Origin of the sequence: Oxalobacter formigenes (assembly GCF_002127965.1) — a bacterium.
Taxonomy (GTDB): domain Bacteria; phylum Pseudomonadota; class Gammaproteobacteria; order Burkholderiales; family Burkholderiaceae_D; genus Oxalobacter; species Oxalobacter formigenes.
The window spans coordinates 1909202-1929597 of record NZ_CP018787.1; the positions used below are offsets into that span (position 1 = coordinate 1909202).

A 20396-nucleotide genomic window follows, 5' to 3' on the forward strand; every position below is an offset into this window, starting at 1 on the left:
GGAAGAAAATTACAAATCCAGCAACAGGCGTGCCGGGTCTTCCAGCGTTTCCTTCATCGTCCGCAAGGCCAGTACCGCTTCACGTCCGTCGATCAGGCGATGGTCGTAAGACAAGGCCAGATAATTGATCGGCCGGATCACGATCTGGCCGTTTTCGACGACAGGCCTTTCCGTCGTGGCATGGATACCCAGAATGGCCGATTGCGGCGGATTGATGATCGGCGTCGACAAGAGCGAACCGAATACACCCCCGTTGGAAATCGAGAACGTGCCGCCTGTGAGGTCGTCGAGCGTCAACTGTCCGTCGCGTGCCTTGATCGACAGTTCGTTGATTTTCTTTTCGATTTCCGCAATCGTCATCAAATCGGCATCGCGCATGATCGGCACGACCAGCCCGCGCGGGGAACTGATGGCAATGCCGATATCGTAATACCCGTGATAGACGATATCGTTCCCGTCAATCGAGGCATTCACGACCGGGAAGCGTTTCAGTGCCGCAATGGCCGCCTTGACGAAGAAAGACATCAGGCCGAGCCGGACACCGTGTTCCTTTTCGAACTGTTCACCGAACTTGCGGCGCAAATCCAGAACCGGCTGCATGTTCACTTCATTGAACGTCGTCAGCGAGGCCGTCTGCTGCTGTGACTGGATCAGCCGCTCGGCAACGCGTGCGCGCAAACGGCTCATCGGGACACGGTTTTCCGTGCGGTTCGTCGCCCCGTAAACCGTCTGCTGTCCGGTCGAGCCGGAAGGCGTATAAGGCGTTCCGGCAGGCGGTGCCACACGGCGGGTCGCCTGCTCGATGGCTTTTTCATCTTCGCCAAGATCGGTACCCTGTGCTTCCCAGGCCCGTTCAACGTCTTTTTTCGTAATACGCCCGTCCTTGCCGGTACCGACAACCGAGGTTTCATCCATGCCGAGTTCCGCCATCATTCGTGCAGCCGCAGGCATGACGATGCCGGACGGATAGTCCGCCGGATCGGGCATGTCACGTTCGCTGTCGAAAGCGGCGATTTCCAAATCCTCTTCCTTTTCCAGTTTTGCGGGAGGATCGACCGGAACCGGAGCCGATGCCACCGCTGCAACCGGTTCGGCCGCCGGTGCGGAAGCGAACAGTTCCATCTCGCGCGTTTGCGGCTCTTGCGGTTTCGATTCTGCCGATGCCATCGCCTCCGTATCCACCAGCGCGATCACTTCACCGGCCACGACGATACTGCCATCCCTTTTCAGGATTTGTGTCAGCACGCCGTTGGCGGGACACGGCAATTCCAGAACGACCTTGTCCGTTTCGACATCGACCAGATTTTCATCCAGCGTAACGGCTTCGCCCGCCTGTTTGTGCCACTGCAAAAGCGTGGCTTCCGTTACCGATTCCGATAACTGTGGAACTTTCACTTCAAGAACCGCCATATTTTTTCTCCACTTGAAAATTCGGAGTCACCTGTTCAAACGTCATTAAAACGTCAAGCGACTGTTATTCTTATTCTTTTCTTCAGCGTACCAGTACCATATTCCCCATTTCGCCAAAGGCGGCATTCATCAGCTCTTTCTGCTGGGCCGAATGCTTCTGGAAATAGCCGACAGCCGGAGACGATGAGGCCGGACGGGCAGCGAAAGACAGTTTCTGTCCCGTTTGCAGGGTATCGAAGACCGGTCGTTGCACCTGCAACCATGCCCCCTGATTTTCAGGCTCGTCCTGAACCCAGATGATCTCTTCGGCTTTCGGATATTTTTTCAATTCATTCGCCAGCAACTCACCCGGAAACGGATACAGTTCCTCGATCCGGAGGATGGCCACGTCCATGCGTTGTTTCTCGGTACGCATATGCGCCAGATCGTAATAGATGCGACCGGTACACAACAGAACTCGTTTGACCTTCTTCGCATCGATACTCTTATCGACTTCACCGAGAACCGGCCTGAAAGACCCGTCAGCCAGTTCTTCCAGCGGGGAAGCGGCATCCTTGTGCCTGAGCAGCGACTTCGGTGTCATGACAATCAGCGGTTTTCTCTGCATCCTGAGCATCTGCCGGCGCAACACATGGAAAATCTGGGAAGCCGTCGTCGGCTGGACGACCGACATATTGTTATCCGCGCACAACTGCAGATAGCGTTCAAGTCGTGCGGAAGAATGTTCCGGCCCCTGCCCTTCATACCCGTGCGGCAGGAGCATGACCAATCCGCAAATACGTCCCCATTTCGCCTCACCCGAACTGATGAACTGGTCGATCACGACCTGTGCACCGTTGGCGAAATCCCCGAACTGGCCTTCCCACAGGGTCAGCGTATTCGGCGCCGTCGTCGCAAAACCGTATTCGAACGCCAGCGCCGCTTCTTCCGACAGTGGCGAATTGATGACCGTAAAGCTGGCCTGATCTTTCGAGACGTTCTTCAAGGGCACATATTTTCCCGCCCCGGAAATGACCCTTTCCTGATCGTGCAGGACAGCGTGTCGGTGAACGAACGTGCCGCGTTCCGAATCCTCACCCGCCAGCCTGACCGAAAAACCGGCTGAAACGAGCGAGGCATAGGCCAGATGTTCCGCCATCCCCCAATCGACCGGCAATTCGCCCTTGCCCATCCGGGCACGGTCATGAATGACCCGTTCCACCAGCGGATGCAGGGTCAGCCAGTCCGGCATCGTCGTGATGCGTTCGGACAGGCGTTTGAGTTCCTCGATCGGCATCGCCGTATCGGCGTCTTCCGACCAGCCCTGCTTTTGCAGGATCGGCTGCCATTCAATGGCCGACTGGCTCTTCATGTTCGAAATGACCGGGTTGACTATCGGCGTACCGGCGTCCATCCGGGCACGATAACCGGCGACCAGCGCATCGGCGTCCGCTGGCTGGATAACGCCCTGTTTGACCAGCCGGTCAACGTACAGGCTGCGGACTCCCGGATGCGTCGCGATTTTCTTGTACATCAGCGGCTGCGTCATGGCAGGCGTATCCTGCTCGTTATGGCCCAGCTTGCGGTAACAGACGATATCGACCACGACATCTTTCCTGAACTCCATCCTGAAATCCAGCGCGATCTGCGTCGCCAGCACGACCGCTTCCGGATCGTCGCCATTTACGTGCAGAATCGGCGCCTCGATCATCTTCGCCACGTCCGTGCAATAGAGCGACGAGCGCGATTCACGGACATCCGAAGTCGTAAAGCCGATCTGGTTGTTCAGCACGATATGCACCGTGCCGCCCGTGCTGTAACCGCGCGTCTGCGCCATATTCAGCGTTTCCATGACGACGCCCTGACCGGAGAAAGAAGCATCTCCATGCACCAGTATCGGCATGACCTGCGAGCCGTCCGGATCGTCACGATGGAACATGCGCGCCTTGGCCGAACCTTCCACGACCGGATCGACGATTTCCAGATGCGAGGGATTGAACGCCAGTGACAGATGCACCGGGCCGCCCGGCGTCGAAATGTCGCGTACGAAACCCTGATGGTATTTCACGTCCCCGGCAGGCAAATCGTTTTCCGGCAAGCCTCCCTCGAATTCGGCAAAGAGATCGTTCGGCATCTTGCCCATGATATTGACCAGTACGTTCAATCGTCCGCGATGCGCCATGCCGAGCACGATTTCCTGTATGCCCTTCGATCCCGCCCGCTGGATCACTTCATCCAGCGACACGATGAAACTTTCCCCGCCTTCCAGCGAAAAGCGCTTCTGCCCGACATAACGGGTGTGCAGGTAACGTTCCATGCCCTCGGCCGACGTGACCCGTTCGAGAATATGGCGTTTCTTTTCCGGTGAAAAAGAAGGCGTCGCCTGAATCGATTCCAGCCGTTCCTGCATCCAGCGTTTTTGCGCATGGTCGGTGATATACATGAATTCCGCACCGATGGAACGGCAGTAGGTTTCACGCAGCATTTGCACCAGTTCGCGCAAGGTCGCCGTTTCACGCCCGAACCAGGTATTGCTGATATTGAACACCAGATCCATGTCTGTATCGGTGAAACCGTAAAAAGACGGTTCCAGTTCCGGAATCTGTGGCCGCTCATGCCGCTCCAGCGGATCAAGTTTCGCCCAGTAGGTGCCAAGGAAGCGGTAAGCCGCCGTCATCTGCTGCGCGGCGATGCGCTTGCGGTCCAGCTCGGCGTTGCCTTTGGGAACAAGGATCTTGAACGGGGAATGTTTCGCCCGTTCCGCATACGCGGCGACGACCGGGCCATGCCGGATATCCGAACGGTTGCTGCCATCGACGGCAGGCACGTTTTGCATTGAATTGAAATAAGCCCGCCAGTTTTCCGGCACATTGGCGGGATTGTCCAGATACGCCTCGTAAAGTTCCTCGACGTAAGGCGCATTGCCTGCGAAGAGATACGAATTGTCGCTGTACTCCTGCATCATGTTGATACCCTCCTTTGCGAGCGGGTCTGGAAACAAACGATTCAAAAATGCGCCAATTCCCGTCGCTTTTCGCCTGTCTTTTGAACAGGCCGAACCCCGTCACTCACACTGATGACACCATCAGCTATAAATATAACGGTCACATACTGAAATTATAACCCGGGATGTACTGCACAAGGGTCCGCTTCAGAGTATAGCGCTAATAAATATTTATCCTCCCATACTGCATGAACAAACGCGTTGACACGACGCAATAAGCCCATTGCCTCATATTGCAGCTTCTTTTTCCCTTTCTGGCCAACCACTTTTTCCTTTAATCAAAGCCTGCACGGAATTTGACGAATCCGGCCGTTTCCCTGTCACAAGGATTGATTTTTCACATTCCCGCAAGCTACGTCATCACCACCCTGTTCATATCCTATCAACTCAATTCACAAAACACGATATGAACCCGACACTTTCTTCCCGGCCTCCCGACAACTTGCCAGCGTCAATAAAGCCCCGGCCTTTTTCCCCGCTTCAAACCCATTATCGAACAGAGAACACGGCACTCTCCCGCAAACCTTTGTCCCTCCTTCTGTCTCACATTATCGGCAACGGAAAAAGCCGTTCTGTCATTCTCGGGATTTGTCTCTGTACGGCGGCCGGGATCGCGCAGGCCGAATACATGGCCGAAGGCACTTACCATGCGGCCGTGACCGGAAGCGGCCATTCGATCTGGAACGGAACCGGCACCGAGCAAACTTTCAATTTCAATCAGGGCGCTACCCTCGACAACCCCGGACTGGGCGTATCGCCGGTCAATGTTGACGGGAAACTGCACATCAACGTCGGGCACGACCAGACACTCAACCTCCATTCCACAGACACTTACGAACCGGTCAACATCGGAGCCTCCGGCGAACTGGACATTTCAGACGGTCATCTCAACATCCGCTACGCTCCTGAAGGAAACGACAAATCCGCTTTCATGATGGACGGTGGTGGCAAACTGACCATCAATAACCAGTCGCTTGCGATAGACACGGCATCGGAGGCAGGATTCAACGTTCAGGAAGCCGCCACGGTTTCCGTCAAAAACAGTGGCGATTTTTCCGTCACCAACGTCTTGCGCGGTATCGGCCTGCAAACCCGAAACGCCGGTACCTCCCCACAGATGACGGTCGAATCCGAAAACATCGGCATCGATGCCAGTGTCGCGAAAGGGGGAGCGGTCTATCTGTTGGCCTACCATGTTCCGGGGACACACACGGATCTCTCGTTGACGGCACGGGAAACCGTCCATCTCAACGGCGACAGTTACGGCACCTATACCTATGGCAATAACACACTCGACATTGCCGGGAAAAACGTCGATATCGGCGGAAACAAATACGGTATGTATGCTGCCGGTACCGACGCCATGCACGACAATACCGTCACCGTCACGGCAAACGACACACTGGCGGTCAACGGCGTTTCCGGCGGCCTGTACAACAAACAGGGCAATCTGTCCCTTCACGGAAAAAACGTGAACATCACGGCCTCCAACGGGCACGGTATATGGAGCGTACAAAAGGATTCGGCGACGTCCTCAGCAACGACTGTCAAGGGGGATGAAACCATTTTTGTGCAGGGAACAGGGTACGATGCCGTCTATTCGAATGATGCCACCGTCGGGCTTGAATCCCCGACAATCAACATCAAGGCAGACCAGTATGGCATGCGGGTCGATGGCGCAAACGGCCAGTTGACGGCAAGCGGGACGACCGTTTCCGTCGTCAGCAAAAACTCGAGCCTGATCGCGTCCGACAACGGTACCCTTCACGTCAATGCCGATACCGTCAGCCTGACTTCCGACATGGAAGCCGTCTGGGCCGAGGGAGGAACGGTCAATATATCGGGCAAAAACATCCGGATTGCCGGTGACACCGACAGTGCCACGGTTTATGCCGGTTCTTCCGGACAGGCAAAAATCAATACCTCATCAGGCGGGACATTCACGATGACCGGCAATCTTTATGCAGAAGACAACGGTGCCATCACGCTGAGCCTGCCGACTGCCCAATCCGTATTGACCGGATGGGCCATCGACAGCGAAACCGGAAATGTCAATGACACCGTCACCAGAAGCGCTCCCGTTTCAGGCCGTATTGACCTGACTATGAATGGTGGTACATGGAACATGATGGAAAAGCAGGGATCGTCCAACCGGATATCGTCCCTGACAGCCGACGGGGGCACCGTCAATATGCGCTACTCGACTGCACAGCCGTTTTCAGACCTTTATATCCGCAATCTTTCCGGTAACAATGCCCTTTTTATGGTCGATACCGATATCGAAAACGACCAGTCCGACCGCATCATTATGGAAACCGCGACCGGTGCGCACAAAATCGACGTCAGGGCGACCGGTGCCGAACCGTCACGGGAAGCGATGAGCAATTTCATCGTCCGTCAGGACTCGGGCAATGCGACATTTTCGCTGGCCAATCCCGGCCAGAAAGTCGATGCCGGCGTCTGGTTCTACAAACTGGCCAATCGTAACTCCAGCGATACTTCCGGCGCACAGGAATGGTTTTTGCAGCGCACAAACGAAAGGACTCCCACGACCGACTCGGTACTCGGCCTCTCCGGCGTTGCCGGTTCCTACGCCATGTGGTACGGACAGCTTTCCGACTTGCGCGAACGGCTGGGCGAAATCCGCAACCGCAACGGTTCAGACGGCATATGGGCACGTACCTTTGCCGAACGGGATAAACTCGACGGGCTGGCCGGGACGGATTTTTCACAGCACCTTTACGGCATATCCGCCGGGGTCGATCACCTTTATAAACATGACGCCAATAACGAATGGCTTTTCGGGCTGCGCGGGCAATATACCTCCGCTTCCCAGGATATGGATGGCCAGTATGGCGGCAGCGGCAACGCCCATTCCTATGGACTCGCCGCCTACGCCACATGGAAACACGCCAGCGGCTGGTATGCCGATACCGTCGTCACCTGGGATCAGTTCCGGCAGGACATCGATACGCGCATGACCGACGGGACACCGGTTTCCGGGAAATTCCGCACGCATGGGGCTGGTCTCTCGCTTGAAACGGGAAAATATATCCCTTTCGGAAACGACCTCTTCATCGAACCGCAGGCACAGCTGGCGTATTACAAAATACAGGGAGCGGACTTTGCCATGAGCAATGGCATGCAAGTCAGGCATGACAATGTCGATTCACTGACAGGCCGCCTGGGACTCGTATTCGGCCGCAAATGGACGGACAGACAAAACCGGTTCGCGCAACCTTACCTAAAAGCGGGTGTCATCCATGAATTCAGGGGCGACCAGAAAGCGAACGTGAATAATGAAACATTCACGGACTCCCTGAAAGGGACACGCGTTTACTACGGTGCCGGGATCGACTGGCAATTTTCGAGAATGGCCCGTCTGTATGGGGAAATCGAACGCGAAAACGGCGACCATGTTTCAAGACCGTGGAGTGTCAGTGCAGGATTACGGTTCGAATTCTGACGTTTCAATACGATTTCAGAACGACTCATGTCGTTTTCCGGAACGTCGTTCTGAAATTTGTGCTTTTCTGACGAAAAACCAGATGCTCATACATCCGAAACTGTTTTTTTCAGTACCGGTTTCAAAATAGTATTGCGCCTGTCGGCAAGCGGCGACTGGCTGTTATAAGGAACTTTTCCGGAAGGAACCCATAAAGCTGCCTTTTCAAGATGGACATCCTGATCATCAAAGAAAATATGAGGATTGTAGGCCGTCAGAATTTGTGTTTTATCCACTCCTCCAAGAAAAAAAGCCTCATCGACTTGTACCCCCCAACTTCTCAGTGTCTTGATGACACGCATCTCTGAAGGAGAATTCCTGGAAGTAACCAAAGCAATTCGTATGGAAGAACTCTTTTGGCGTTGTTGCAATTTTTCCTGAAGAGTAGCCAATTTCTTCAGTAATGTAGCATAAGGCCCTTCCTCGAGCGGTACGTCCTGTTTTTCATCTTCGATCCTCTGGAAAACATCCAACCCCTGAGTTTTATAAACCAGTTCGCTCTCTTCAGAAAAAAGAACGGCATCGCCGTCAAATGCCAGACGCACCTGTTCTGTTGACATCACTTGCGCATTTTCCGGCGGCTCTCTCAGGATAGCCGTAGCGCATGATCCCGAGTCGATAACACTTTGAGCATCCTCGACATTAGTCGTTAAAAAAAGATCAACATCAAACGCTTTCATATAATCCGAAACCGGTTCTCCGCCGGTAAAGGCTGAACGGGTTATTCCCAGCTTGTCATGACGAATCGTATTCAAGACCTGTAATCCTGTTTCAGGACTGTTTCGGGACATGACCACCACTTCAACCAAAGGCACAGGATCATCAAACAATCTGAACCTGTTCAATCCAAGTAAAGCACTAATCAATGGGTAACCGGTGCCAGGTTTCAAATGCTCATTTTCATGTGCAAGCATATATTCCTTATATTGCCCGAGAGCATTTTCCCGGTCATCCTGCATCGCTTTTCTGAATAATTTATCCGATTCACTCATATCGAAGAGTGCCGTCGAACTGATCCCGATCACTAATGTATTGCTTAAATCGAATGCCATGTAAAAAATCCTGTTCTAGTACCATTTAGAAAAAAACCGCGCTTAAAGCGCGGTTTTTTAACGAAAGATCCGTTTTATTTTCTCTGGTCCATCGGCACGACATTGCGACGTGGTTCACCCACATACAGCTGGCGTGGACGGCCGATGCGCTGATCCGGATCGGAAATCATTTCTTTCCACTGTGCGATCCAGCCAACGGTTCTTGCCAGTGCGAAAATGCCGGTAAACAGCGATGACGGGATACCCAGTGCGGACTGGACGATACCGGAATAGAAATCGACGTTCGGATACAGTTTTCTGGACACGAAATAATCGTCTTCCATCGCCACCCGTTCGATTTCCAGCGCGATCTTGAACAATGGATCGTCTTTCAGACCCAGTTCTTCCAGCACTTCGTGACAGGTTTCGCGCATCAGGGTCGCACGCGGGTCGTAGTTCTTGTAAACGCGATGGCCAAAGCCCATCAGACGCGTACCGGCCGTACCGTCTTTCACGCTCTTGACGAATTCGGCGACCTTGTCGACCGAACCGATCTTCCTGATCATCGACAGCGACGCTTCATTTGCGCCACCGTGTGCAGGGCCCCACAGACAGGCGATACCGGCTGCAATACAGGCAAATGGATTGGCTCCGGACGAACCGGCCAGACGCACGGTCGAAGTGGATGCATTCTGTTCGTGGTCGGCATGCAGAATCAGGATACGGTCCAGCGCACGGACGAGCACGTCGTTGACCTTGTAATCTTCGGCCGGTGTCGCGAACATCATGCGCATGAAGTTGCTCGTGTAATACAGATCCTTGCGTGGATAGACGAAAGGCTGTCCGATGGAATATTTGTAAGACATCGCCACCAGCGTCGGCATTTTCGCCAGAAGGCGCATGGCCGACAGCTCACGATGTGCCGGATCGGAAATGTCGAGCGAATCGTGATAAAAGGACGACAAGGCGCCGACAGTCGCGACCAGAACGGACATCGGGTGGGCATCGCGACGGAAACCGCGGAAGAAGAACTGCATCTGTTCGTGCACCATTGAATAACCGGCGACGTTTTTCGCATACTCCTCATACTGCTGTTTGTTGGGCAATTCGCCTTTCAACAGCAGATAACAGGTTTCCATAAAATTACATTCTTTTGCGAGCTGTTCTATCGGATAACCGCGATAGAGCAATTCACCCTTGTCGCCATCAATATATGAAATGGCGGACTGACAGGAAGCGGTCGCCAGAAAGCCGGGATCATAAGAAAGCTTGCCGGTCGCACCGTACATCGACCGGATATCGATACCGTCGGCACCGATCGTGCCCTTGTAAACCGGCAATTCGACAGACGGGGTACCGTCTTCAAACGACAACTTCGCTTTCGTTACAGAATCTTTCATTTTCATCCAATTTCAATCAGTTTAAAGACAACAGAATGCCAAAGCCCCCTGCAAGTTCATAAAATAAAAAAGAAAGCATTATAAATGCTTTCGTTCGATATTCTGCTTTTTAACACAAAAATCCAGAAATCCAAAATCCCCCGCTTTAAAGCAACGGATTTCGTGAAAATCCAAAAAAAGATTCCCTGTGGAACTATTCCGGAACTATTTGAAAAGAAAAGACAAACAGGAACTCACTCGAGTATCCCGAAATGCTCAAGCGCTCCCGCGATACCGCCTTCCTCGACAGACGCCGTCACATAATCGGCACTGGCCTTCACCGCATCGGCGGCATTGCCCATTGCGACACCGATACCGGCATACCCCAGCATTCCGATATCGTTAAAGCCATCACCGAAAGCCATCGTTTCATCCGGGGCGATACCTTCCCGCATCAATACGGCATGCATACCGGCATTTTTCCCGCCACCTGCCGGAATGACGTCAAAACAGAAAGGCACCGAGCGCGTCGATTCCACGTTTTTAAGCGTACCGGTCAGAATTTTCTCTTCCTCTTCATTCAAAAACGGAACGAACTGGAGAACTTCATCATCCCTGACCCGGTCAAGCCCATGCATTGGCGGCATGGGGTGGTCGATGATTTCACACAGCTTTTCCACCCGCTCATCCGCATAATTCAGGAACATGCCATCCTCTTCCACGAAAAGGCATGGAAACGGTTTTTCCGCCAGCATGTCTTTCAGCAAACGGATATCGCCGGAATCAACCGTTTTCTTCCGGATGACTTCCCGAGGGTTATAGCAATACTGTCCGTTCAGGGTAAGATACGCGTCAAATGAAAAATACCGGTCCATGAAAGGCATCATCATTTTCGAGCGGCCGGTCGCCACATAGACCCTGATTCCCTTTTCCCTCAGGGCATGCAAGGCCTTTTGCGTCGACTGGTGCATCCTGTGCGTTTTGAAACTGATCAGCGTACCATCGATATCGAAAAAAACCGCCTTGATACGTTTTTCAGGTTTTCCGGTCATAAAATCTTTTTCCGCAATCGGTATGTTCAAAGCGTCATTATAAACGTACCGGAGGACAGCACACTGACAAGAGACACAAACACCAGAGGCAAGGGGAAATCCCTATTCAAACAACTGGCGAAACTGGGCCGGTGTCTGGTTGTAAGCCTTCTTGTAAGTGGCAATAAAAGCGCTGACGTTTTCATAACCGACAGCCTGTGCAACCTCGTGAACACTCTCACCCAAAGCCAGTTTTTTCCGGGCCACCATCAGGCTCGCACGCAATCGCCACTGGGCAAACGTCATATTCGTTTCACTGGAAAAATGACGGCTGATGCTGCGGGCGCTGATCCCGGTCTTGATCGCCCAGTCGTTAATGCTTTTGCGGTTGGACGGATTGGCAAGGATATCTTTTGCCATCGTATTGAGCCTTTTTCCCTTCGGAAGGAGAAGCCTTTCCTGCATGCGTGAACTGTAACGCAATTCATCCATGAACACCTGCAACATCATTTCCTGTCGTGGCTGCAAGGTCTGGTACACACTATCGTCGCTTTGCAGCCATTGATGCGCCCTTTCCAGAATCAGGGGAACGAAAGGCGAACAATACAGTGCACAGGCCACCTCGGGCATCCCGATACATAAAAGCGAGGAAAGCGTTACGCCCCAGCCGGCAATCCTTCCGATCTGTTCCGTTTCATACCGTATATAGGGAGGCATCCAGGCAAGCTGTCCGGGCCCGACGGTCCAGTAACCGCGTTCATCCTCAACCGAGACAAATCCTTTTTGCAGATAAAAAAACTGGGTTTCATGGGAACCCCGCTTCCCGATTTCCATTCCCTTTGAAGGGGAAATGGCCGAGAGGGCAAAACGCTGACCGTGCAACAGGAAATAAGAAGACATATGTGCCTCTTGACTGAAACAGTATCGCCTTTTTTTACAAGGCATGAAAAAGAATCAAAACGAAAAACCGTGCAGGCCGTCCTGAATGCCAACCGATCTATTTTATATGAAAACCGGTTTCACATATCCAGAATTTTTCGTTAAAAAACAGTCATGTTAACAAGTTTTGCCGACAACTGGTTTCCCTTCGAAAAAACAGCCCGATCCTTTTCATTTGAATTTTCGAAAACTGTCCCCATGTTAGACAGCAGAATATTTGCAAGGAATGAAATAAGTGCCCGATCAGGGTAAAATCACATTTTGATCATGCCGAATCACGGCTGATTCCCTTAAGCGAGAAACGGAAATATGAGCGTCGATATTTTTTTGCAGGAAACTTCATACATCGATTATTCATCGCCAATCGTACGCGATCAGGCCAAAGCCCTGTTCAAAAGCGTCAACAGCGAACTGGAAAAAGTGCGAATCGCCTTTGAATTCGTGCGTGATGAAATCTCTCATTCCTTAGACGTCAACGCCCCTGTCGTCACGGCAAAGGCTTCTGACGTGTTGAAACACAAAACCGGTATCTGTCACGCGAAAGCCAACCTGCTGGCAGCGCTTTTGCGTTCGCAGAGAATCCCGACCGGCATGTGCTACCAGCACCTGACGAAGAAAGACGATGATTCCGAAGGCTACTGCGTCCATTGCTTCAACGCCGTCCATGTGGGCCATCGCTGGATCAAGCTCGACGCCCGTGGCAACAACGACCGTGTCAGCGTCGCATTCTCGCTGCACGACCCGGCGATCGCATTCGCCAACCGCCCGCAATACAATGAATTCTTCTGGCCCGGCATTTTCGCCAATCCGCACAGGGCCAGCATGAACGCGCTGGAAGCGGCCAAAAACATGCAGGAACTGCTGAAAGCCCTGCCTGACCATATGCTGGAAGACCCGGACATCGTCGAAGTCGAGGCCGAAGATGTCCGTTTGCGAAGCTGGTTCTGGTAAGAATCGGTGGGGACGGCAAGGCTTTTCCTGAAGATTGCCCCGATTAAAGCATCAAGCGCCAGAAAACGGGAACCGGACTGGATTAATCCTTCAACAACTGACTTTTGAGCGGCTTTTTACGGGACAACACCTGTCGTGTAATCGCTGAAATCCGGACTGGACAATACCGTTTTGACAGCACTGTGAGGGTTCATAACGGCCTGGTCAATTGCCTCATGTGGGATGATGACACCCGTATGAGGCACAACAGGAGATTGAAGCAGGTGTTTCGTTTCAGCTGGCTTCAGGACAGATAATGGCAGCCAGAATCACTTTCGCCGTACCGTCCCCGGATCGGTTCAGGCCGGATTTTCCGGATATGGCACTCATGAAATACAGTCATTTTTTCGGAAAACGACCGATGATCGAAAACAGAAGCCTTGAAAAAACCGATTTTAACGAGACCCCTCTCGCCGATGAATATCGAAAGTGTGAGTTTGTATCCTGCAACTTTTCCGGACTGCATATCGACAACACCGGGTTCGATAAATGCGTTTTCAAACAATGCAATTTTGCCCTGTCGAGATTTTCATGCAATCTGCAGGACATCAAATTCATTGACTGCAAAATGACCGGAGCGGACTTTACTGATATCGGCCTGTTTTCAAATGCGCTGCATTTCGAAAAAACATTATTGAAATATGCCAGTTTTGCGTGTATCCGGATTCGGAAAAATCACTTTATCGATTGTGATCTGGGTGAAACCTATTTTCAGGGAGCGGATATCGCCCTTTCGGTTTTTGACAACTGTGATCTGAAGAAGGCCATTTTTACCGGTACCAATCTGGAAAAAGTGGATTTTTCAGGCTCATTCAATTTCTCGATCAATCCCGACACTTCCCGACTGAAAAAAACGATATTCCCCGAACAGGAACTGAGAGGTCTGGTGTCACATCTGGATATCATCATCAAATAAAAACCATAAGGATCAGGGCATTGAATGGAACCGCTTCAATACGGCAAGCAGCAGGTTTTCTGTCGCAAAAAAATGACTCCGGCCCGAAACGACCGGACAGGATGAGAAACGTCACTTTTTCAACAGACACATGATCGCCACAAAAACCATCCCGGTCAAAAACTGGATCACTCCCTCGAAATTGCCCGGAGTCGATGTCGTCATCAATCCCTACGTCGGCTGTCCGCACAAATGCGTGTATTGCTATGCCGGGTTCATGAAGACCTTCACGAACCATGAAGAGGACTGGGGCGATTTTCTCGACGTCAAACACTGCGACAAACCCGTTTCCACAAAACGGCTCGACGGCAAAAACATCGTCATCAGTTCCGTCACCGACCCGTACAACGCTTTCGAGAAGCAATACCGGGTCACACGGCACTTGCTCGAACAATTGCAGGAGTGCAGGGCCAATATCACCATCATCACCAAGTCCGACCTGATTCTTCGGGACATCGACCTGATCAGCCAGCTGGAAAACGTCGAAGTCGCCCTTTCCGTCAATTCCCTTGACGACACATTTCGCCGCCATTTCGAACCCCGTGCCCCAACGTCCAAAAGACGCATTGACGCATTGCGCCAGCTCCACGTTGCGGGGATCAAAACCGTCCTGTTCATGTCCCCCATCTTCCCCGGCATAACCGATTTTCGGGAAATCGTTAAAGCCACTCGCGCATGGGTCGATACTTACTGGTTCGAAAACCTGAACCTCAAAAACACCGCACGCAATCAGGTCGCCCGTGCCATCGGGCAGCACTACCCCGGACTGATTCCCCTCTATCGCACGATCTACCGGGATGGCGACAAAACGTATTGGTACAGACTCATTGATGAAATCGAAAACTACTGTACTGAAAAAGATATCCCTTTCCGGAACGTCTTCCATCCATGAACCGTCTTCCTGTTGCACTGCCTGTTTTACAAACGGATAAGCGAATGCGACGAAGGCGAAACGCCACCTTGTGCGATCAGCTCGGGCATCAGCATTTTCCGGTATTCATAAACATCGGTCCGGTAACCACGGCAGGAAGCGCAATACGGGCGATACTCACGGGTATCGAATCTGAAACTGTGCCACTTGTCATCGTCCCGCTTTTGCGTCAGCTGGGACGTTTCGAAATAAAGCGTTTCCATGTTTGTTTTGAATGCTCCCGTTACCGTTCCGTCAGCTGAAATGGTATCCGAAAATATTTGTGCGATACGAGTATGGGCTGCCTCCCATACCAGCATTCTCTTCACCGCTTTGACAGCCGCCTTTTTCGTCACATACGTCACTTTTCCTTTGTTATCGGCTTCCAGGATCGACTTGACCTTTCTTATCGTGTCATCCGCACTTTTCAGGGTGATCTCGAAAGCACGGACATTGTCCATGCAATGTTCCTTCTCGGCACGCCGACTTTGATTCGAGATTTCATCACTGACAATGATGACGATTTCACGGGAACCCCGGGAATGCGGATAAAATCCCCCTGAAACAGACATCAATCCGGTTTTGTATTGTCCCGGAGCCAGATAAAGAGATTCATTGCTGCCCGGATCACATTTTCCCAGATAATTGATTTTTGCCCTGTATCGACCGCTTCTCAAGGCCTCCGTCACAATGGAAAAACGTGTCGCCCCATAATTTTTCGCAATCGATGTAATGCCCTGATCCCATTTATCCGCTCTGGGGCGGTTGTAAATCAGGCTGTGATTGGTAACCAGTACCGGTTCTGTCACGAGAGACATATCTTTTCTCCTGTCACGTCTTTCGTGCGGTTGCCGATACTGTTGAACCGGCAACCGCTGTTTAATCGGTTACCCGATATCATCAGCTGCCACCGCCAACCGGAATCGGTTCGATCACCGACGCGAATACCGTGGACAGTTTCGCCATCCCTTCGGCAGGTGCCTGCTGCGCTGCCCGTGCATAAATTTCATACTTGGCCGACTGGTCGGTCGTGCGGGTATGTTCGGAACCGGCCGTGACACTACCCGAAATCTGTGCGTGGAATCCCCAGAAAGACATGCTCGTATCCACTTTGGATGTCGCCGACGTGTTGGATTTGTCCACCACCTGTTCCTTGACTTCCATCGTGAAACGAACCGTCGCTTCATCCATCGTGAACGCAGGCACCGGCACCAGCGAAATCAGCGGTGCCGTTACGGTCACCTGTTGAGGCGTGATATTGCCACTGCCATCGGTTACCTGACGCGTCAGGTTGAATGAGAGCGTTTTGGTCCCCTTTTCCGGATCGCCATCGATAAATGCCAGCTTGTAGACATAATCAAGATAAACCCTGCATAACTCCGACTGTCCTTTCGCCACTTCGATAATCGGCGTACAGACCAGCAAACCCAGCGGCAAACCCGCAAATTTGTCAGTGATATCTGCCATGATGCACCTTCCTTTCTGTTAAAGAAGCTTGATCGCTTCATTGGTAACCCGGGAAATACCCTCAGGCGGCGCTTCCCGTTTGAAAACCAGTTCGATTTCCTGACCCGGTTCTTCAACTTTTCCGGACGCATCCGGCAAATCGTTTTTTCCTTCTGTATTCTGCGTCCGGCGCAAAGGTTGCAACGAGACCTTCAACGGTCCTCCTGGCCTGTCAACTGACGTCGTGACCCGCATCTTCAGTTTCACTTCATCGAGATTGAACGTGTTGTGGTGCACCAGCGCCACCAGCGGGACATCGATTGTTTTCATAACGCCCGTATCGTCCGGAAATGGAATCACGACTTTACGCGTCACCGGAGCCAATGCATTCTCCGCCAGATCGTTCGTTTCGTCTTCGCCGGACTGTCGCAAAACATTCGCCGGTCTGAAATAATTCCAGTATTCGTCCAGAGACGAACGGGTTACAGCCGTCTGTGCATCCAGCATCGCCTGATTGATTGCCGTGATCAGATCGGCCAGTCCGACCTCAGCCATGACAGCCTCCGTTCGTCAACAGACGCAGAACCCGTTCGGCAGGCACATCGTATTTGTGCATCAAAGCGACCACGTCACTTCCTACCTCGACTACGTTATGATTGCCCTTGGGAACCGGAGCCCAGACGGCAAAGCGTCCGATTTCCGTTTTCACCCCGTCAATCTCCGTCGTCTGGTTTTCGCCCAGATCGGAAATGAAAACCCGGTTGGCTGTCAGTCTTGTCCATTCGTCCATCATCGTCTCCCCCTGATTGATAAATGTTTTCTTGTGGAGAGTTTTGCTTTTTTCCTGCATGGAGGAAATGACACCGATAACGTATTGACAGGAGGTAAGACACGCCTGCAATTAGCCTGAAAACGGCTTGCAGGGAAAAAAGGAAACGGCTTCTCCAAAAACAGCAACCGCCAATATTGCCCTGTTTGAAGAACGTCATTGACGGTTGCTTTTAAAAATATCGTCCTGAAATCAATGCGGCTGACAGGGATTACCTGTCTTTCCCCTTCAACCGGATCGTCAGGGCGATGGCACTGGAAACCCCGAGACGACGATAAAGGTTTTCACGATGCTTCATGACTGTCTGAAAATGAATGCCGAGTTCACGCGCAATCTGCTTGCAGGATTTTCCTTCCGCAATTTTTGCGGCAACCTCTCTTTGACGTGAAGTCAGCAGATTCATGGAAAGGAATTGAGACAATTTATTTTTTTTCGACGGCAGTTCCTGCCAGCCTGACCATATTGCTGACGCCGCTTTTTTCCAGAATCCGGCTTCGGTGTTTTTTGACCGTATTCGTACTGATCCCCAGTTGAAAAGCGATCTGCTTGCAACCGGCACCACCCAGGGAAAGCTCAAGGATTTCCTTTTCGCGCGGCGTCAGTAACGGAGTGTTTTTCATAAGCCCTCCCGGATTATTTCACCGTATGGAAACAAACATCTTCGTCCGGCAATGAAAAGAAGACCGGACACATCAATTATGATATTCCGGATAACATTTATCCATAAAACATGAAGGAAAAAGGTGGGAATGCAAAAACGAAAATTGCCGGAACATAAAAAAAGCAGGCATAAAGCCTGCTTTTAAAAATGCATACTACCTGTTCTTTTATTTATCCGGACAATTCAAAACCCTATTGCGACAACCGGAACCGGTTTGGCAAAAAATGAAATCGGTCAGTGAACAGCCAGTGAATCCTTATCGTCCCGTGTCCAGATTCCAGGAATTGAAACGACGTTCGGCATCTCTTTTGACTGGAGGGTTTTTGCGCCTTTCCCGAATGACAACAGGCGCGAAGGAATCGATTGAAAGAAGCGAGGCAGAAACCATGATCGGCCTGAGTGAAACGGATTCATTCACATCCCTGACTGGCCTCCCGAAAATGAAAGCGACCGTTCTTGGATCGGCGTTAACGGGAATTTCCGACATTTTTCTCATGATTTCAATATAAGCCTTGCAAAGATCATCCTGTTTGAACTCACCCTCATCAGGCACTTTGCAAAGTGGCAAATGACTTTCTGTCTGATCATCCATTTGACATACCTTTATCAATCGATTGCAGTTGTCTGTCAAACAACCGTACCGGGCAAAACATCGCCGGACCGCTGCCGACAATTTTGTACCCCCTCTGATTCATTTCCAAGCGACGCCTTCAAATCCTTTCAGTCCCATACCAGCCAAACCATTGTCAGCGCATGAATGAACCGAGTTTCATAACCAGTTCACCCGGCACATTGTATTTTTCCATCAAGGCAGAAAGATCATCCCCGACCTCGACAATCCGGTGCCGGTCTGTTCCAGGTATAGACACCCATACTGCATATCGACCAAGGACAGTCTTCGTTCCTGCTATGTCCGCTTCCTGATTTTTGCCCAGATCGGAAATAAAAGAACGGTCACCGACAAGGTGCTTCCAAGTGTCCATAAAGACTCCGACGCAGATAAAAAACAATAGCTTAGTTTCCCAATTTTGATCCTTTACGTCAACCGTTGAAATGAGTTGTTATTTTTACCCGAAAAACGGCACCCATGCACAAAAATCCTTTGTAAACAGAACGTTTTCAAAAAAATGTTACCTTACGGCAACACATTTATCAATAAAATTCATGCAAATTGAACAAAATCAAAGTGTGTATTGTCTCGCACCGTTATTATGAAACCGTTACTCGAGCAATTCCTGCAATATCATGAACTTTCTGCTCTTTAAACGCGTCCTTGTGACGCGTTTTTTTTATTCCCTCCCGAAAACACAAACTTATAAGACTCATTAAATATCTTTATAAGCTTCAAGAAACTTATCACCTTTAATCATAAAAACAACGTTCAGCAAAAACAAGCCTTAAACGGATTGACCGAAGAGTTCGCCATTTCTAAAATGAGCCATAAATGAACCATTCCCATAACAAGAATAAAAAAGGAGAACTGATGAGATACGACAAACCCGGTTATGGTGACCCGAGTACATGGGCACCTCTTTTCGGACATCCGAACGACCCTCGCAACGATTGTGAAGAAGAGGAAATCAGACTTGCCAGACTGACCGCAGCGTTCACCCAACGAATAACAAACGACATCGTCAAAGACGACAGAACCGCCATTCTCGTTGCCGACAATCTGATTCGTTACACGACGGACATTGACATTGTCGACATCATCCGGGATGCCGTCCGGGGCAGGAAAGAAGCCGTTTTCAACGCTGTCAGGGACCTGCTGGAAGAATCGGTCAGGTGCATGGCGGAAACGCAGGCTATTAAACAAATGGAACTGGAAAAGTAATTCGGTAAAACAATTGACCTGACAAATCGACAAAACAGGCCGTTACACAAAAGGAGAAAGTCATGCAGTACAAATTTTACAAAAGCCCGTGGTTTTTACTGCTTGTTGCCTTTGCCATCTGGGGATGCGGTTACATCACCGCCGATGACATCCGTATAGAAAAACAAAAACAACTCAGTTGCCAATGGGAAAAATGAAGCTGCCCTCACATAACAAACATAGACCGATTCCGGTCTGGATGAGATACGCTCCGGAAACGATGTCGGAACCAAAAGCGGTATTGAGCCGTGACAGTCGTTATAGCACTCTTGCCACATCGTCAGGGAATTTTTGTCCCCATCACAAGCTGTCAAGAATGTCTTTAACCCTTTGCCAGAAACTGGTCGTTCATTCCAAGAAAAAAACGGAAAAGATCTGAATTGAAAAAATCATATCCGTTAAAAAGACAAACTCCCATTCCGACAGGCGCAAATTGATGCGTCTGTTGGTTCAT

Annotated in this window: 20 protein-coding genes; 6 read left to right on the plus strand and 14 right to left on the minus strand. The window is 51.1% G+C overall.

Annotated features, from left to right (window positions below):
* Positions 1-9: 9 nt before the first annotated feature.
* Together odhB and BRW83_RS09145 are read right to left on the minus strand one after the other, a co-directional pair.
* Positions 10-1410, minus strand: coding sequence for a 2-oxoglutarate dehydrogenase complex dihydrolipoyllysine-residue succinyltransferase (gene odhB, locus BRW83_RS09140; RefSeq protein WP_005879883.1), 1401 nt, complete (start codon positions 1408-1410; stop codon positions 10-12).
* An 82-nt stretch (positions 1411-1492) separates the two neighbouring features.
* Positions 1493-4354 (minus strand): 2-oxoglutarate dehydrogenase E1 component, encoded by a 2862-nt coding sequence (locus tag BRW83_RS09145; protein WP_005879881.1) that lies wholly within the window; start codon positions 4352-4354, stop codon positions 1493-1495.
* Between the two features lie 445 nt (positions 4355-4799).
* Between BRW83_RS09145 and BRW83_RS09150 the strand changes: the two genes are divergently transcribed.
* Entirely contained in the window at positions 4800-7859 is a 3060-nt protein-coding gene (locus BRW83_RS09150; RefSeq protein WP_081442182.1) for an autotransporter family protein, read from the plus strand.
* 86 nt (positions 7860-7945) lie between these two features.
* Here BRW83_RS09150 and BRW83_RS09155 read toward each other — a convergent pair whose 3' ends face one another.
* The 4 genes from BRW83_RS09155 to BRW83_RS09170 form a co-directional block, all read right to left on the minus strand.
* Positions 7946-8950, minus strand: coding sequence for a 5'-nucleotidase (locus tag BRW83_RS09155; protein WP_005879877.1), 1005 nt, complete (start codon positions 8948-8950; stop codon positions 7946-7948).
* 74 nt (positions 8951-9024) lie between these two features.
* Positions 9025-10335, minus strand: a complete 1311-nt coding sequence (gene gltA, locus BRW83_RS09160) for a citrate synthase (RefSeq protein WP_005879874.1) — start codon at positions 10333-10335, stop codon at positions 9025-9027.
* Between the two features lie 227 nt (positions 10336-10562).
* Complete coding sequence (locus tag BRW83_RS09165; protein WP_005879872.1) at positions 10563-11360, minus strand: Cof-type HAD-IIB family hydrolase; 798 nt, start codon at positions 11358-11360, stop codon at positions 10563-10565.
* 102 nt (positions 11361-11462) lie between these two features.
* Positions 11463-12239 (minus strand): AraC family transcriptional regulator, encoded by a 777-nt coding sequence (locus tag BRW83_RS09170; RefSeq protein ID WP_231284461.1) that lies wholly within the window; start codon positions 12237-12239, stop codon positions 11463-11465.
* A gap of 348 nt (positions 12240-12587) precedes the next feature.
* Here BRW83_RS09170 and BRW83_RS09175 point away from each other — a divergent pair, with 348 nt between their 5' ends.
* The 3 genes from BRW83_RS09175 (at position 12588) to BRW83_RS09185 (ending at position 15115) form a co-directional block, all read left to right on the plus strand.
* On the plus strand, positions 12588-13229 hold the full coding sequence (locus tag BRW83_RS09175; RefSeq protein WP_005879868.1) for a transglutaminase-like domain-containing protein: 642 nt from the start codon (positions 12588-12590) through the stop codon (positions 13227-13229).
* Positions 13230-13629: 400 nt separating this feature from the next.
* Positions 13630-14184 (plus strand): pentapeptide repeat-containing protein, encoded by a 555-nt coding sequence (locus tag BRW83_RS09180; protein WP_036603552.1) that lies wholly within the window; start codon positions 13630-13632, stop codon positions 14182-14184.
* 130 nt (positions 14185-14314) lie between these two features.
* Positions 14315-15115 carry a radical SAM protein gene (locus tag BRW83_RS09185; protein WP_005879864.1) on the plus strand — a complete coding sequence of 267 codons (801 nt, stop codon included), beginning with the start codon at positions 14315-14317 and terminating at the stop codon, positions 15113-15115.
* 26 nt (positions 15116-15141) lie between these two features.
* On the opposite strand, the gene BRW83_RS09190 is transcribed toward BRW83_RS09185, so the two are convergent.
* The 8 genes from BRW83_RS09190 to BRW83_RS09225 all read right to left on the minus strand — a co-directional run bounded on the left by BRW83_RS09190 (position 15142) and on the right by BRW83_RS09225 (position 19052).
* Positions 15142-15951 (minus strand): hypothetical protein, encoded by an 810-nt coding sequence (locus tag BRW83_RS09190; protein ID WP_005879862.1) that lies wholly within the window; start codon positions 15949-15951, stop codon positions 15142-15144.
* A gap of 82 nt (positions 15952-16033) precedes the next feature.
* Entirely contained in the window at positions 16034-16600 is a 567-nt protein-coding gene (locus tag BRW83_RS09195) for a DUF2589 domain-containing protein (RefSeq protein WP_005879860.1), read from the minus strand.
* An 18-nt stretch (positions 16601-16618) separates the two neighbouring features.
* Positions 16619-17134, minus strand: a complete 516-nt coding sequence (locus BRW83_RS09200) for a DUF2589 domain-containing protein (protein WP_005879858.1) — start codon at positions 17132-17134, stop codon at positions 16619-16621.
* Positions 17127-17372, minus strand: coding sequence for a hypothetical protein (locus BRW83_RS09205; RefSeq protein WP_232451486.1), 246 nt, complete (start codon positions 17370-17372; stop codon positions 17127-17129). Before BRW83_RS09205 ends, BRW83_RS09200 begins: the two co-directional genes overlap by 8 nt.
* 247 nt (positions 17373-17619) lie before the next feature.
* Positions 17620-17811, minus strand: a complete 192-nt coding sequence (locus BRW83_RS09210) for a response regulator transcription factor (protein ID WP_157658863.1) — start codon at positions 17809-17811, stop codon at positions 17620-17622.
* 19 nt (positions 17812-17830) lie between these two features.
* Positions 17831-18028: a LuxR C-terminal-related transcriptional regulator gene (locus BRW83_RS09215; RefSeq protein ID WP_036602645.1), complete on the minus strand. Its 198-nt coding sequence runs from the start codon at positions 18026-18028 to the stop codon at positions 17831-17833.
* 297 nt (positions 18029-18325) lie between these two features.
* Positions 18326-18661 (minus strand): hypothetical protein, encoded by a 336-nt coding sequence (locus BRW83_RS09220; RefSeq protein WP_036602643.1) that lies wholly within the window; start codon positions 18659-18661, stop codon positions 18326-18328.
* Between the two features lie 154 nt (positions 18662-18815).
* Positions 18816-19052 (minus strand): hypothetical protein, encoded by a 237-nt coding sequence (locus tag BRW83_RS09225; protein ID WP_036602640.1) that lies wholly within the window; start codon positions 19050-19052, stop codon positions 18816-18818.
* Between the two features lie 500 nt (positions 19053-19552).
* On the opposite strand from BRW83_RS09225, the gene BRW83_RS09230 reads away from it, so the two are divergent.
* Positions 19553-19903 (plus strand): hypothetical protein, encoded by a 351-nt coding sequence (locus BRW83_RS09230; protein WP_232455508.1) that lies wholly within the window; start codon positions 19553-19555, stop codon positions 19901-19903.
* Positions 19904-19965: 62 nt separating this feature from the next.
* Positions 19966-20100 carry a hypothetical protein gene (locus BRW83_RS12095; protein WP_257789312.1) on the plus strand — a complete coding sequence of 45 codons (135 nt, stop codon included), beginning with the start codon at positions 19966-19968 and terminating at the stop codon, positions 20098-20100.
* Positions 20101-20396: the final 296 nt, after the last annotated feature.